Annotated in this window: 9 protein-coding genes; 8 read left to right on the top strand and 1 reads right to left on the bottom strand. The window is 67.4% G+C overall.

Features of this window, described 5'->3' with window-relative positions:
* Positions 1 to 3: 3 nt before the first annotated feature.
* A complete protein-coding gene (locus tag DDF67_RS21060; RefSeq protein ID WP_233247723.1) occupies positions 4 to 1323 on the bottom strand; it encodes a glycoside hydrolase family 1 protein in 1320 nt (439 codons plus the stop codon).
* Positions 1324 to 1476: 153 nt separating this feature from the next.
* Between DDF67_RS21060 and DDF67_RS21055 the strand changes: the two genes are divergently transcribed.
* The 8 genes from DDF67_RS21055 to DDF67_RS21020 all read left to right on the top strand — a co-directional run bounded on the left by DDF67_RS21055 (position 1477) and on the right by DDF67_RS21020 (position 15445).
* Positions 1477 to 3009, top strand: a complete 1533-nt coding sequence (locus DDF67_RS21055; protein ID WP_233247722.1) for a CehA/McbA family metallohydrolase domain-containing protein — start codon at positions 1477 to 1479, stop codon at positions 3007 to 3009.
* Positions 3010 to 3221: 212 nt separating this feature from the next.
* Positions 3222 to 5921 carry a TonB-dependent receptor gene (locus DDF67_RS21050; protein ID WP_109102777.1) on the top strand — a complete coding sequence of 900 codons (2700 nt, stop codon included), beginning with the start codon at positions 3222 to 3224 and terminating at the stop codon, positions 5919 to 5921.
* 154 nt (positions 5922 to 6075) lie between these two features.
* Positions 6076 to 9045 carry a TonB-dependent receptor gene (locus DDF67_RS21045; protein ID WP_109102776.1) on the top strand — a complete coding sequence of 990 codons (2970 nt, stop codon included), beginning with the start codon at positions 6076 to 6078 and terminating at the stop codon, positions 9043 to 9045.
* Between the two features lie 95 nt (positions 9046 to 9140).
* Complete coding sequence (locus tag DDF67_RS21040) at positions 9141 to 9662, top strand: RNA polymerase sigma factor (RefSeq protein WP_233247721.1); 522 nt, start codon at positions 9141 to 9143, stop codon at positions 9660 to 9662.
* Positions 9652 to 10614 (top strand): FecR family protein, encoded by a 963-nt coding sequence (locus DDF67_RS21035; protein WP_109102774.1) that lies wholly within the window; start codon positions 9652 to 9654, stop codon positions 10612 to 10614. Before DDF67_RS21040 ends, DDF67_RS21035 begins: the two co-directional genes overlap by 11 nt.
* A gap of 121 nt (positions 10615 to 10735) precedes the next feature.
* Positions 10736 to 11245 (top strand): RNA polymerase sigma factor, encoded by a 510-nt coding sequence (locus DDF67_RS21030; protein WP_158278082.1) that lies wholly within the window; start codon positions 10736 to 10738, stop codon positions 11243 to 11245.
* Entirely contained in the window at positions 11235 to 12200 is a 966-nt protein-coding gene (locus DDF67_RS21025; RefSeq protein WP_109102772.1) for a FecR family protein, read from the top strand. Before DDF67_RS21030 ends, DDF67_RS21025 begins: the two co-directional genes overlap by 11 nt.
* 95 nt (positions 12201 to 12295) lie before the next feature.
* Complete coding sequence (locus tag DDF67_RS21020) at positions 12296 to 15445, top strand: TonB-dependent receptor (protein ID WP_109102771.1); 3150 nt, start codon at positions 12296 to 12298, stop codon at positions 15443 to 15445.
* The last annotated feature ends 6 nt before the right edge of the window (positions 15446 to 15451 follow it).

Below are 15451 nucleotides of genomic sequence, written 5' to 3'. Positions count from 1 at the left end.
CGCTCAGCGGACCTTGAGCAGTCCGGCAGGCAGGCCTCGCCTGGCGATCGCCCCTAGGTGGCGGGCGCTGGGCTTGGGCGTGCGGGCGAAGGTGGTGCGGTCGACCGACACCAGGCCGAACTTGGGCCCATAGCCCGAGAACCACTCCCAATTGTCGAGCAGCGACCAGTGGATGTAGCCGCGCACGTCGATGCCGTCGCGCATGCAGGCGAAGACACCCGGCAAGGCCTTGTCGATGAAGGCGACGCGGCGCGCGTCGTCCTCGGTGGCGACACCGTTCTCGGTGACGTAGATCGGTTTCCTGGTGTGGCGGGCGACCGTGCGGATCACGCCTTCCAAGGCCTCGGGCGCGGCGGGATAGCCCATCTGACTGAGCTCGACGTTCTTGGGCGCCGGCAGGTCGGCGTCAGGACCCACCTCGGTCCAGGTGTAGTTCTGCACGCCGATGAAATCGCCTTGGGCGGCCAGCCACGGCAGCATCACCTGGGCCTGTTTGGCCTCTACGCCGCTGGCTCCCGACGCGGGGGCGCGCTCGTCGTTCAGCGACAGGGTGACCCCCACCGGATAGCGCCCGTTCGAGGCTTTGTGGATCGCCTCGTAGGCCCGTTCGTGAGCCTCGATCATGATCGGCTGCTGGACGCGGAAGTCGCCCAGCACCGGCGGCGCCCAGGCCGGTGCGCCGAGCGCGGCGGCGGCGGCCTTGCGCGAGGCCTCGATATAGGGCCGCAGCGGCCGAATGGCAGGAGACCAACTGACCAGCGCCCCGAGATTGGGTTCGTTGAAGGTCGAGGCGATGCCGATCAAGTCGCCCAGGTGCTGGCTGATCAGCGTGCAATAGCGAACGAAGGGCGCGACGCCGTCGCGGGTCTCGAAGCCGCCGCCGGCGGCGAACCAGCGCGGCGTCGTGAAGTGGTTGTAGGTGACGAAGGGCGTCATGCCGTGGCGTCGGATGGTTTCGAGCACCCGGCGGTAGTAGGCGATCGCGGCCAGCGATATCTGTCCGGGCTCCGGCTCGATCCGCGACCACTCGATCGAGAAGCGATGGGTGTTGAAGCCCAGCGACGCGGCCAGGGCGATGTCCTGGTCGACGCGGTTGTAGGCGTCGGCGGCGTCGCCCGAGGGTTCGCGGAAGATGGTCGGCTTGACGTGCTCCATCACCCAAAGGTCGCTGGCGTGGTTGCCGCCCTCGATCTGGTAGGCCGCTCCAGCCGTCCCCCAAAGGAAGGCCGGGGCCTCGCCCCGCGCCGCCGCGAGCGCCGGCGCGCTGGCTCCCGCCATCCCGGCCAGCAGGACCGCCCGTCTGTCGACACCCTGAACGCCCATAATCGCCTCCCTTTTTCTCAGGCTTGAGACGACCATAGACAACAATAATATGCAGTCAATCCTGCTTGTATATATCAATAGATCGGTCTGATCCGCGCTTCGGACGCTGATCGGCTTCATCGAAGCGTCGCACTAGGCGGGCACAGCGAAACCATGAAACAACATCAGAAATTGGGTCGCCGCGCCGCGGCCATGCTGGTCCTGGTCAGCGCCATCCCGGCCGCCGCCCTCGCACACCCCGGCCACGGCGTCGTCGCCGTTCCTCCCGCCGCCAAGCCAGGCAAGACCGCCTCGCCGATCGATCCCGCCAAGCGCCAGTGGCTGGCCGGCGACCACCACGTGCACAGCTGGTACAGCGCAGGGACCAAGCCGTCCGACGATCCGACCAAGCCGCCGACGCTGGTCAAGGCCGGAGACGCGGTCAATCCGATCACCACCAACGCCCGGATGGCCAAGCGCCACGGCCTGTCATGGATGGTCGCCACCGACCATGGCGGCCCCAACCATTCGCTGATGAACCGCGACGAGGCCTATCCCGAGCTGGTGCGCTCGCGCCGGATGACCCCCGACGTCCTGCAGTTCTGGGGCATGGAGCTCGACACCCCGGCCGCCGAGCATTCCAGCGTCATCGTGCCCCGCTCGGCCGGCGAGCGCGACGCCCTCTACGCCATAGAGCGCGACTACAACCGGCGCGAACCCTGGCCAGCCGATCCGGCGCGGGACACCGAAGGCTTCATGCTCGACGCCCTGCGCCAACTGGAGGCCCAGCCGAAGCCTCCGCTGGTGATCGCCAACCATCCCTCACGCACCGCCAGGGAGGTTGGAGCCTACGGCGCCTATTCGCCCGCCGAGCTGCGCGGCTGGAACGACACCGCGCCGCAGGTCGCTGTGGGCATGGAAGGCGCGCCGGGCCACCAGGCCGCGTCTCTGGCCGCTGATGGCGGCGTCCGCGCCGACGGCGAGCGCGGCGGCTATTCGCGCGCCCCGACCATGGGCGGCTTCGACCAGATGACCGCGCGGCTGGGCGGTTTCTGGGATTCCATGCTCGGCGAGGGCCGGCGGTTCTGGATCACCTCGACCTCGGACTCGCACCGCCACTATACCGACGGCGGCCACGACTTCTGGCCGGGCGAGTATTCCAAGACCTACGTCAAGGCCGCCCGAACCTACGACGACGTGCTGGACGGCCTGCGCAACGGTCGTGTGTTCGTGACATTGGGCGACCTGGTCTCGGCCGTCGACGTCACCGCTTCCGGCGCTGACGGCCGACAGCGCGCCGAGATCGGTGGAGAACTGAAGGTCGCCGCTGGCAGCGACGTCACCATCGTCATTCGCGTGCGCGATCCCAAGGGCGTCAACTTCGGCGGCGTCTCTCCCGAGGTTGCGCGCATCGACCTGATCGCGGGCGACGTCACCGGGCCGGCCGCCGACCGCAGCCAGGACAGCAATTCTTCCACCCACGTCGTCCAGCGCTTCACGTCCGGAACCTGGGTGCGCGACGGCCAGATGCTGTCGATGATCCATGTGCTCAAGGACGTGCGTCGCTCGGGCTATGTCCGGGTACGCGGGACCAGCGGAAATGAGCTGGAGCCCCTGGCCGACGAGCGCGGCGAGAACCCCTGGACCGACCTCTGGTTCTACGCCAATCCGATCTTCATCACGATCGCCCCGGCCACCAGCGGATAGCCGCTTTCGGTCGCTGCAAGCCTTGGGGCCGGGCTGTCACGACGGCTCGGCCCACGAAGATCCGAGCACGGATCAACACCACCCATCGTCGCAAACACTTCACATAAAACCCGGCCATAAACCTGTCCCCGGCGAGGCCTCTAGGCCCTCCCCCGCCTGACGACCGGCGGGGGAACCTCCCTGCGCCGTCGCAGACCGCGAGGATCGGGGCCATGAGAAAAGCCATCAAGTTCAAACTTCTGACCACGACGGCCTTGTCCGTCGCGCTGCTGGGCGCGGCCCAGGCCCATGCGGCCGAGACGCCCGCGCCGACGGCCGGGCCCGCCGTGGACGAGGTCGAGGCCATCGTCGTCACCGGCTTTCGCGAGAGCCTGCTGAAGGCTAGCGACATCAAGCGCCGCGCGGTCGGCAGCCAGGACGTCATCGTCGCCGACGACATCGCCGCCTTCCCCGACCTGAACCTGGCGGAATCTCTGCAACGCATTTCGGGCGTCACCATCTCGCGCGACGCCGGCGAAGGCCGCCAGATCGCCCTGCGGGGCCTGGGCCCAGACTTCACCCGCACCCAGCTGAACGGGATGGAGGTGCTGACCAACACCGCCTCGGGCATGGACAATCGCGGCTCGGTCAGCCGCTCGCGCTCGTTCGACTACTCGATCTTCGCCTCGGAGCTGTTCAACAAGGTCGTCGTCGAGAAGTCGTACGCCGCAGAGCAGGACGAAGGCGGCATCGGCGGCACCGTCGGCCTGTTCACCGCCAAGCCGTTCGACTATCGCGGCTTCAAGGCCGTGGCCTCGGTCAAGGCCATGAACAACGCCAACACCGACACCACCACGCCGCGCGTCGTCGGCCTGATCTCCAACCGCTGGGGCGATTTCGGCGCGCTGTTCTCGGTGGCCTACGGCAAGAACGACATCAACGAGTACGGCTACCGCAACTGGAACTGGACGCTGATCAACGCCGGCGCGGCCAATGTCGGCCCTGGCGTTTCGGCCGCCGACCGCGATCGCCTGGTCAACGCGACGGGCGCCAACCGCGTGCGCGCCTCGCAGGCCCAGACCTATTCGACCTGGTTCAACAAGCGCGAGCGCCTCGGCCTGACCACGGCCCTGCAGTACCATCCGGGCGAGCGCCTGACGCTGGACCTGGACCTGATGTACGGGACCCTGACCAACGACCGCGACGAGTTCCAGATGACCTCGGCCGGCGTAAACGCCCTGACCGGCAACATCACCGGGACCCAGCGCCTGAACTCGGTGGTGATCCAGGGCGACAGCCTGGTCGCCGCCGACGTCAGCGGCGTCGACATGCGCAGCGAGCACAAGTTCTCGCACGACAAGACCACCTTCACCCAGGCGGTGTTCAACGGCGGCTATCAGGTCAACGACGCCTTCAAGATCAAGGCGCTGATCGGCTATTCGAAGTCGGAGTTCGAAGAGCCGATCTTCGACAAGGTGTTCCTGCAGTCGACCAACAAGTCGATCAGCTACGACTTCCGCGGCGGCCGCATGGGCAAGAACACCTACAACTTCGACCTGACCGACCCGACCCAGTGGGGCCTGATGCGGGCCGACACCCGCGAGGACTACATCAGCAGCGAATACAAGACCGCCAAGCTGGACGGCGTCTATGACTTCGGCGGCGGTTCGACCGTGAAGGGCGGAGTCGAGTACAGGAACTTCGCCAACAACGGCTTCCAGCGCTATCAGCGCGTCGACTGGTACAACAAGCCGGTCGTGCCGCAGGCGGTGAAGTACGTCGTCAACCAGAAGTCCGTGATCCCCTACATCGTCGCCGACATCGACGGCACCTACGCCAGCACCGGCCAGTTGCGCGACCTGACCACGGCCAACGACCAGCCGGGCTCGAACTACCAGCTCGAGGAAAAGACCACCTCGGCCTTCGTGCAGTACGACCTGGACACGACGGCCTGGAACTATCCGGTGCGGGCCAATGTGGGCGTGCGCTACTACTCCACCGACCTGACCTCGGCGGGCACGGCCACGCAGGGCTCGGTGCTGCTGCCGGTGGTGATCAAGAGCAGCTATGACGGCTTCCTGCCGACCTTCAATGTCGCCGTTGACGTGCGCGATAACCTCGTCGCCCGCTTCAGCGCCAACCGCAACATCAGCCGACCCAGCCTGTCGGACCTGCGCGCGGCCGGCAGCGTCAGTTTCACCCCGTTCGGCGGCACGATCTCGGCCGGCAACCCGAACCTGGAGCCGTTCCTGGCCGACTCCGTCGAGGGCTCGCTGGAGTTCTACCAAGGCAAGAGCGGCTACATCGCCCTGAGCGCCTTCTACAAGAACATGGACAGCTTCATCACCAGCGAGACCTCGCTGGTGCCGTACGGCTCGACCGGCTACCCGACCCAGTTCCAGGGCCCGGGCCAGGACGGCTCGACCATGTACAGCTTCAACCGTCCGGTGAACGGCGACGGGGCGACCATCAAGGGCGTCGAGCTGGCCTTCCAGCGCGACTTCGACTTCCTGCCGGCCCCATTCGACAAGTTCGGCTTTGTCGGCAACGTCACCTACGCCACCGGCAAGTCCAACGTGCTGATCGACGGCGCGTCGTATTCGCTGGACCTGATGCAGCTCTCGAAGTGGACCTCGAACGCCACCCTCTACTACGAGACCGACAAGTGGGGCGCGCGCATCTCGAGCGCCTATCGTGACGGCTATCTCGACGGCGCGGGCGGCAACGGCAACATCGGCTCGGGCTACCACAGCACCAACAACATCGACTTCGCCGCGCACTACAACGCGCCGAACGGCTTGAAGCTGGTGGTCGAGGGCATCAACCTGACCAACCAGGCGATCGATCAGTACACCGACATCGCCGCCGACCGGGTGCTCGCCTACACCAAGAGCGGCCGCACCTTCACCTTCGGCGTGACCTACGAGTTCTAGGAACCATCATCCCCTCCCCTCGACTTGCGGCCGCCGTCCAGCCTGGACGGCGGCCTTCTTTTTGGACGCCTTCAAATTAGTGACATGCGCGGTTTGTAGGGGTCTGGGCCAAGAGGCTTCCGGATTCTGGCCGGCCGCCGCCCTGGGGATTTCGATGGCGGCACGGCGCGCCCTGCTGGCGCGGTCCGGCTCTATCTTGGGCCTGGTCGCGGGCGTCTCGGCGGCGGTCGTCGCTCCAGCCCAGGCCGAGACACCGCGCCGCTTCGCCATCGAGGGCGGCAACCTGGCCCAGGCCCTGGGCGCTTTCTCTCGCCAGGCCGACGTCCCTGTGATGACCCTGGCCGATATCCGCCATCGCACCAGCCGGGGAGTACGCGGGACGCTGTCCCCACGTGAGGCGCTGAACCGGCTGATAGCCGGCCAGAACCTGCGCGCCGTCGCGGCCGGCGGCGGCTATGTCCTGCGCGAGGCCGCCGACGACCCAGCTTCATCCTCACCGCCAGTCACGCGCCACGCGCCGCCGCCCGAAGCGCCGACCGAGGTCGAGCCGGTGGTCGTCTCGGGTTTCCGCGAGACCATGGCCCACGCCCGCGACCTCAAGCGCCGGGCCACGGGCGCGCAGGAAGTGATCCTGGCCGAGGACATCGCCGCCTTTCCTGACCTCAACCTGGCGGAATCCCTGCAGCGCATACCGGGCATGACGATCTCGCGCGACGCCGGCGAGGGTCGGCAGATCGCCTTGAGGGGACTTGGCCCCGACTTCACCCGCGCCCAGCTCAACGGCATGGAGGTCTCGGCCTCGACCGCCTCGGGCATGGACAACCGCGGCTCGGTCAGCCGGACACGGGCCTTCGACTACTCGATCTTCGCCAGCGAGCTCTTCAACCGCGTCACGGTCTGGAAGTCCTACGCCGCCGACCAGGACGAGGGCGGCATCGGCGGCACGGTCGAGTTGCGCACGGCCAAGCCGTTCGACTATCCGGGCGACAAGCTGGCCTTCTCGGCCAAGGCCCTGACCAACGGCGCCACGGACACCGCCAGCCCGCGCTTCGCCGCGCTCGCTTCGAGGCGCTGGGGCGACTTCGGGGCGCTGGTTTCCGTCGCCTACAGCGAGAACGACGCCAACGAGTACGGCTACCGCAACTGGGGCTGGTCGCCGGTCACCTTCGGCGCGGTCAATGTCGGACCGGGCGTGTCGCGCGACGTCGCCGACCGCCTTGTCAACGCCACGGGAGACGCTCGGGTCGTCGCGCCGATGGCGGCCAGCTACTCGACCTGGTTCGACCATCGCACGCGCTTTGGCCTCACCTTCGCGGGCCAGTACGAGCCTGGAACCCGGCTGAAGCTGGGCGTCGACCTGCTGTACGGCCGCCTGACCAACGATCGCGACGAGTTCTCGCTGGCCGCGGCCGGCGACAATCCGCTGACCGGCGATGTGCGCGGAGCCCAGCGTCTGCGCGCCGCCGAGATCCGCGGAAACAGCCTCGTCTACGCCGATTATTCCGGCGGGGTGGACCTGCGCAGCGAACATAAGCGCTCTGAGGACGCCACGACCTTCATGCAGGGCGCGCTGAATGGCGAGTTCCAGGCCAGCGACCGCCTGCTCGTGCGTGGCATGGCGGGCTGGTCGCGATCGGACTTCGAGGGACCGGTCTTCGACAAGGTCTTTCTGCAGGCCCGCCACAAGGCCTTCTCCTACGACCTGCGCGGCGCCGACAAGACGGCGGCCAGCACCTACGGCTTTGATCCCGCCGATCCGGCCGCCTGGAGCCTGATGCGGGCCGACGTCCGCGAGGACCGGGTCATCAACGCCTTCTCCACCGGCCGGTTCGACCTCGACTACCGCCTCGCACCGGCGCTCTCGCTGCTGGGCGGCGTGCAGTACAAGGCTTTCCGCAACGATGGCTACAACCGCCGGACCCGCAACGACTACGCCGGCGGCTCAGGCGCGCCGCAGGCGGTCAAGCGGCCCATCTTCGAAAAATCGCTGCTGCCCTATATCGTCGCCGATATCGACGGGACCTTCGCGCGCCTCGGTTTGCCGCGCGACCTCTCGGAGGCCGACGACCAGCCCGGCTCACACTATTCGATCAGCGAAAAGACCTGGTCGGCCTATGTCATGGCCCGCGTGCGGGGGGTGATCGCAGAGCGGCCCTGGCGCGGAGATCTGGGCCTGCGTTGGTACGCCACCGACCTGACCTCGGCCGGCATGGTCAACACCGGCAGCAAGCTAGAGCCCGCGGCGATCAAAAACGACTACAACGGCGTGCTGCCGGCCCTGAACCTGGCCGTGGACGTCTCGCCGTCGGTCGTGGTCCGCCTCTCGGCCAACCGCAACATCAGCCGCCCCAGCCTCGCGGACCTGCGTACGGCCGGCAACGTCAACTCCGCGCCGTTCGGCGGCACCATCTCGTCGGGCAATCCGAACCTGCGGCCGTTCCTGGCCGATGCGATCGAGGCCGCCGTCGAGGTCTATCAGGGCCGCGCCGGCTACCTGGCGGTCAGCCTGTTCCACAAGCGGATGGACTCGTTCATCACCACGGCCACCAGCGCCGTACCCTACGGCTCGACCGGCTACCCACTGGCCTTCCTGGCGCCCGGCAACGGCCCAGACACCGTCTACACCTTCGTGCGGCCGGTGAATGGCGACGGCGCCAGCATCGCGGGCGTCGAACTGGCCCTGCAGCGCGACTTCACCTTCCTGCCCGCGCCGTTCGACAAACTGGGGGTCGTGGGCAACGTCACCCGCGCCGCCGGCCGCTCAAACGTGCTGATCGAGGATCGTTCGGTGGCGCTGGACCTGTTCCAGCTGTCGCGCTGGACCTCGAACGCGACGCTCTACTACGAGACCCCACGCTGGGGCGCGCGGATATCCTCGGCCTACCGGTCGGGATATCTCGACAGCGCCGGTGGCAACGGCGCGGTGGGCTCGGGGTATAAGGCCAGCAACAACATCGACTTCGCAGCGCACTACAACGCTCCCGGCGGCCTGCGCATCGTGGTCGAGGGCGTCAACCTGACGAACGCCCCCATCACGCAATATTCCGACATCGTCGAAGAGCGCCTGCTGGCCCGCACTGTCAGCGGCCGCACCTTCACCCTTGGCCTGACCTACGAGTTCTAGGGGCGCGGGTGAGGAAAATTTTCTTCGGCCTGTCCCCGTTCGGCGCCCCCGCGTCTCTACCGTGCATGGACGCGCACGCGAGCCCCGGAAGCGCCATGACCGACGCACTCGCGGCGCTGCGGCCCCACGAGCGCAAGCTTGCGGCCTATATTGTGCGCCGCTGCAAGGACCCGGCGCGAGCCGAGGACATACTCCAGGAGACCTTCCTCACCGTGATGCGCCAGGCTGGCAAGCAGGAGATCGTCCAGCCGCTGGCCTACGCCTACCGGGTGTCGGACTCGCTGATCTACGCCCAGGCCCGTCGCGACAGGCGCGAGGAGCCGATCGGCGACGAGGACTTCGGCTGCGACCTGCCGCTGCCCGACGCGGTGCTGGAGCACAAGCAGCGCGCCGCCGTGTTCGAGGCGGCGCTGAAACGCCTGTCGCCCCTGCGTCGCGACATCTTCATCCGCCGTCACCTAGACGGCCAGTCACGCCAGGCCATCGCCGACGATCTGCGGATCAACGTCGAGGCCGTCAAGAAACACCTCGTGCGGGCCATGGCCGAACTGGCCGGCGCGATGCAGGACGCGGCGGTCAACGCCGCGCGCGAAGGGAGCGGCCGCGATGCGCGCTAACGACAACTGGCGCCAGCCGTCCGACGAAGAGCTCGAGATCGCCGCCGACTGGGCCGACCGGCTGGCCGACCTCTCGCCCACCGAACGCGCCGAACTGGAAGCCTGGCTGGTCGCCGCCCCGAGCCGTGCGTCCGCCTTCGCCCTGATGCGCGACACCCAGCGCGACACCGCGCTGCTGGAAGCCGCCGAACGGCTACGCGCCGCGCCAGCCGGAACCAAGCGCTCGCTGCGTCTGGGCCTTGTCGCCGCCGGCGTCGCGCTGGTCGCGAGCCTGGCGGGCGTGGCCGTGGTGCGTCCTTTTCTCGCCGAGCCGAAACCAGTCGAACTGGCCACCGCCGTCGGCGCGCGGACCGAGCACCGGCTGAGCGACGACTCCGTCATCACCCTGGCCGCCGCCTCCAGCGTCTCGGTCCGCTACGGCCGCGACGCCCGCGATATCAGCCTGACCAAGGGCGATGCGATGTTCGACGTGCGCAAGGACGCCAAGCGGCCGTTCCGCGTCCAGGCCGGCGATACCGTGGTCACGGCCGTCGGCACCACCTTCGAGGTCGAGCGGGTCAGCGACGCGGTGCAGGTGCGCGTGTTCGATGGTGTCGTGCGCGTGGCCCGGGACGGCTCTGAACGCCGCCTGGGCAAGGGAGAATGGCTGATGCTGGCCTCCAACCAGGCCCCCGTTGGCGGCCGCCTCGAGGCCGGAAGCTACCAGGCCTGGCGCTCGGACTGGCTGGACGCCGACGGCCTGCCGCTGAAGTACGTGATCGCCCGCCTCAACCGCTACACCCCCCAGAACGTGGCCCTGCACGACCCGACGCTGGGCGAACTGAAGGTCACCGGCCGCTTCAAGCTGGACCGCCCGGCGGAGTCCCTGACCATGATCGCCGCCCTGCTCGACATGCAGGCCCGCCCCGAAGGCCAGCGCGTCTACCTCACCCCACGCAAGCCGACTTCCTGAAGGCAAGCCGACATCCGCTCGACGCTGGCGCGACACTCGCCGCCATCAAACAGACACCGAAGCTAGTCGGATCCGTCACACGGCGCTCCTATAGCCACGCTCCATCTGGGAGGCGCTGGGTGTGATCGGGAACGAACAGGAGGTGGGGCGGACGCTTGCGACGCAGAACCGGATCCTGCTGGCCTATGTCCGCCGCCGACTGGCGACCACGGTCGACGCCGAGGACGTGGCGCAGGAAGCCATCATGCGCGTCTTGGCGCGCGCCCGCGACACGCTGATCTCCGATCCCCTGTTCTACGCCATGCGCGCGGCGCGCAACATTCTGGTCGATCACGCCCGTCGAGCGGCCAACGTTCCGATCGACGACCTGGAAGCCGCGGAGCTTTCCATCCATGGCGGCGCTACGCCGCTGGAGGCGCTGGACATGAGCGAGCGATCGAGACTTTGCCAGAGGGCGCTGGAAGCCATGCCGCCCCTGAGACGGGAGGTCTTCGTGCGGCGAAGGGCGGGCGAAGAATCCTACGAGCAGATCGCCCGCGACCTGAAGCTGTCGATCGAGGCGGTGCAGAAACACTACAGCCGCGCGGCCCAGACGCTGCGCCGGACGGCGGAGGGTCGCCATGTCGACTAGGTCCGTGAGTGCGAGGGACGACCGCGAGGCGGCGCTGTGGGCCGACGCCCGCCGCCATCCGAGCTGGTCGCCCGAGCAGCAGGCCGCCTTGGAGCTGTGGCTGGATGGCCGGCCCGATCGACAGGATCTGCTGCGTCGGCACGAGGCGCTGATCGACGACGCCGCAGTGATCTGGGCCACGCAGCGGATGATCCGGACAAGAACGGCGCCGCGACGTCGGCAGGCCTGGACGCTGGGGGCGATGGCGAGCGCCGGTTTCGCCGTCGCCGTGGGGACCGTGGTCATGTTCGGCGGCGTCCTGCCCCCTCGCGGTGACTTGATCGTCGGGGCCCGGGGCGTGCCCAAGCCGATCGCGCTGGCCGACGGCTCGGCCATCCGCTTGAACGGCCATAGCGAGGTCCGGGTCGACCTGGGCCGCAACGAGCGCCGCCTACATCTGAAGGGCGAAGGCTTCTTCGAGGTGGCGCCCGACAAGAGCAGGCCGTTCTCGGTCGAGGTGGACGGGGTGCGGGTCACCGCCGTCGGCACGCGGTTCAATGTCGACCAGCGCGAAACACCAGCAGGAAAGATTGTCGAGGTCGAAGTCTTCGAGGGCATCGTGAAGGTCACCGGAAAAGGCCCTTCGGTGAACGTCCACGCGGGCGAGCGGGCGAGCGTGTCCGGCGGCGTCGTGCAGCGCGCGACCCTGGCCCGCCCGGAGCGCGAGACCGACGTCCCGCCTTGGGCCAAGGGATGGCTGGAGTTCAATGAGGCGACCCTGGCCAGCGTCGTCGACGACCTGGAGCGGGCGACCGGCGTCGAGGTCAAGCTGTCGGATCCAGCGGTTGGGCGGGTGCTGGTCAGCGGCCGCTTCGCCTATGACGACCCCGAGAACGCCTTGGCCGCAATGGCGCGCTTGCATGGCTTCAGGCTGACACGTCAGAAGGCGGATCAATTCGAGATTTCAGGCGGTTAGCGCCCTTCGGAACAAGTTTTTATGACAGGTGTCAGGACGCCGTCGGCCTCCGTCTAACCCCGTAACGATCAGTTCGATCGCAGGGGATTTTTCGAATGCGTATCCACAAGAGCAGGCTGCTTACGGCGGCGGCCGTCGCTGTCCTGGCCTCCGTCGCCGCGCCTGCCCACGCCTGGCAGGCAAGCCGAAACGTCGAGGCCCGGGCAGCTATCGCCATTCCGGCCCAGGACCTGGGCCAGGCGCTGCAGACGCTCTCGCGCGACACCGGCCTGTCGATCGTCTTCGATCCGGGCCTGACCCGCGGGCGGACCTCCAACGCCGTCTCCGGCGCGATGACGCCTCGCGAGGCGCTGAACAGGTTGATCGCCGGCTCGGGCATCGAAGTCCGCGAGGTGCGCGGCGTGCTGACCCTGGAACGCCAGTCGGCCAGGGCCGAGGCCGCAGCTTCGGAAACGGTTGAGGTCGACGGCGTCGTCGTCGGCTATGCGGCCGGCCTGCGCCGGTCGCTGGACGCCAAGCGCAAGGCCGACTTCATCTCGGACGTCATCAGCGCCGACGACATGGGCGACCTGCCGGCCAACAACGTAGCCGAGTCCCTGTCGCGCCTGCCCGGCGTCAACGCCGTGCGCAATCACACCACGGGCGAAGGCGACCGGATCACCATCCGGGGCCTGTCGACCGAACTGAACAACTACACCATGAACGGCGTGCGCATGGGCGGCGCCGGCTCGCGCGACGACAATTTCTATCGCGGCGTCCGCCTCAGCTTCCTGCCGCCGGAAGGCATCGACTCGATCACCGTCATCAAGAGCCTGACACCCGACCGCGACGGCGACGCCCTTGGCGGCACCATCGACATTCGCACCCCGACGGCCTTCGACCACACCCCGACCTACGCCGTGCTGTCGATGTCGGCGGGCATGCTCGACAAGTTCGATAACAAGACCTCGGGCGAGGTCGCGGGCTCCTTCGGCCGTCAGCTGAACGATCGTTGGGGCGTCTTCGTCACCGGCAGCTGGTCGCGTCGCAAGTCGCAGTTCGAGCAGAACGGCGCCGACGGCGATAACCAGCCTTCGGTCTGGTACGCCAACAGCGAGACGCTGGGCTGGGATCCCGAAACCTTTGTCATGCGCGGCATGGACCTGGCCGTCGGCGAGACCGAGGTCGAGCGACGGGGCGTCAACACCAGCCTCGACTATCGCGGCGACCACCACGACTTTCACCTGCGCGGCCAGTTCAACGAATACACAAAGGACGAGTTCAGCAACCGCCTGAACTTCCGCAACGACACCGGCAAGAACTCGACCCGCCTGACCCAGGTCGACAAGACCATGACGGGCCTGGCCTCGCCCGAGGCCTCGATCATCGGCTCGGACTCCAAGCTCGGCCGGATCTACAGCTACACGACCGCACAGATCGTCGACCGCGACGGAGACGGCCGGATCACCGACGCCGACCGCTCGACCAAATCGTACTACACGCTGGACGGCGCGTCGGGGACCTGGGACCCGCAGGGCTTCCGCCTGCGCCGCTTCTGGGAAGGCTCGCGCGAGACCGGCTCGCTTGCGTCGCTGAACTTCGGCGGGGTCAGCCGCTGGGGTGACTTCAAGGTCGACTACGACCTGTCCTACGCCAAGTCGGAAGACAACATCGACGACAGCTACGAGATGGAGTTCCGCAGCGACAAGTACGGCTGGCTGGGCAACAAGGGCGTCAAGGTCACCAACTTCGGCGACAGCCGCTTTCCGAAGTGGGTGCTGAACGACGCCGGCATGGCGGCGATCCACGACAACAGCCAGTACGCCTTCGCGGGCCTGTCGGGCGAGATCGGCGGCGCGCAGGAGCGTCTGTGGCAAGGCCAGTTCAATGTCGAATGGCGTCCCACGGCGACCTGGCTGGAGTCAGTCAAGACCGGCGGCAAGGTCTACAGCTCCAAGCGCTCGACCTATAGCGGCGAGTTCATGGACCTGGACGCCGACGGCACGCTGGCTGACTTCTCGCAATTCTACGGCAAGGAGGTCACCAACCTGTTCGATGGCGAGTATTCGGGCCTTTATCGCCTCGGCACGGTCATCGACAACAAGGCCATGCTGGCCGAACTGCAGCGCGCCATGGCGGGCAAGAGCACCTTCTTCGAAGGCTTCGCCACCGATCCCGCCAACGCCGAGCTGAGCGGCGAGGACAGCTTCACCTTCAAGGAGGACATCTTCGCCGGCTACCTGATGGCGACGGCCCGGTTGGGCGACGCCCAGGTCATCGGCGGCGTACGCGTCGAGAGCACCAACAACACCATCGACGCCTACATCCTCGACGAGGTCCAGGGCGGTCACTACTCGACCGACAAGAGCGACTTCACCAATATCCTGCCGTCGATCCACCTGAACTACAGCCTGGACGACCGCACCAAGGTGCGCGCGGCGATCTGGACCAGCTTCGCCCGTCCCGACATCGCTCGCATGTCGTCGGCCCGCGAGTACGGCTACGACACCGATCCGGACGGCGACGGCGACGAGAACCCGACCAGCGACTGGGTCCTGGTCTCGATCGAACAGGGCAATCCCGACCTTAAGCCGATGAAGGCGGTCAACTACGACCTGTCTATCGAGCGCTACAACGGCGACACCGGAGCCTATTCGCTGGGTCTGTTCTACAAGGACATCAAGAACTTCCTGTACCGCTCCTCGTCGTCGAACATCCGCGACGGGACGGCCGGCGCCAACATCGGCCCCGACGGCGTGACCATCTCCAAGCCCAACAACGGCAAGTGGGCGCGGGTCTATGGCGTCGAGATGAGCGCCCAGCAGGTGTTCCACTGGCTGCCGGGCCCGCTGTCCAAGCTCGGCGCCAGCGTCAACCTGACCCTTCAGAAGTCGGAGGCCGAGACCGGCATCTCCTGGCATCCGGCGGGCTACACCCTGCCGCTGATGGAGACGCCCGAGCGCGTGGCCAACATCCAGCTGTTCTGGGAATACAAGGGCTGGGAAGCCTACGCCGCCTACAGCTACCAGTCGGAGTTCCTCGAAGGCATCCAGGACTTCGGCAACAACCCGTATGAACAGGACTACGAGTTCGTGGACCTGAACGTGCGGCGTAAGCTGTGGAAAGGCGCGACCGCGTCGGTGCAGGTCCAGAACCTCTTCGACAACCACACCTACTGGTACACGGCCAGCGACAGCACCAGCTCCAGCCGCGCCTACATCAAGAACGGGCGCTCGATCTCGCTCGGCCTGAACTACGTCTTCTGATGAGCA

The sequence above is a fragment of the Caulobacter endophyticus genome, from assembly GCF_003116815.1.
Taxonomy (GTDB): domain Bacteria; phylum Pseudomonadota; class Alphaproteobacteria; order Caulobacterales; family Caulobacteraceae; genus Caulobacter; species Caulobacter endophyticus.
The sequence above is the reverse complement of the archived record's forward strand: the minus strand, read 5'-3'. Positions and strand labels throughout refer to the sequence as shown.

Bases quoted from the DNA above. Each gene is read 5' to 3' on its own strand.
- DDF67_RS21060 (WP_233247723.1), bottom strand. From the start codon at position 1,323: ATGGGCGTTCAGGGTGTCGACAGACGGGCGGTCCTGCTGGCCGGGATG.
- DDF67_RS21055 (WP_233247722.1), top strand. From the start codon at position 1,477: ATGAAACAACATCAGAAATTGGGTCGCCGCGCCGCGGCCATGCTGGTC.
- DDF67_RS21050 (WP_109102777.1), top strand. From the start codon at position 3,222: ATGAGAAAAGCCATCAAGTTCAAACTTCTGACCACGACGGCCTTGTCC.
- DDF67_RS21045 (WP_109102776.1), top strand. From the start codon at position 6,076: ATGGCGGCACGGCGCGCCCTGCTGGCGCGGTCCGGCTCTATCTTGGGC.
- DDF67_RS21040 (WP_233247721.1), top strand. From the start codon at position 9,141: ATGACCGACGCACTCGCGGCGCTGCGGCCCCACGAGCGCAAGCTTGCG.
- DDF67_RS21035 (WP_109102774.1), top strand. From the start codon at position 9,652: ATGCGCGCTAACGACAACTGGCGCCAGCCGTCCGACGAAGAGCTCGAG.
- DDF67_RS21025 (WP_109102772.1), top strand. From the start codon at position 11,235: ATGTCGACTAGGTCCGTGAGTGCGAGGGACGACCGCGAGGCGGCGCTG.
- DDF67_RS21020 (WP_109102771.1), top strand. From the start codon at position 12,296: ATGCGTATCCACAAGAGCAGGCTGCTTACGGCGGCGGCCGTCGCTGTC.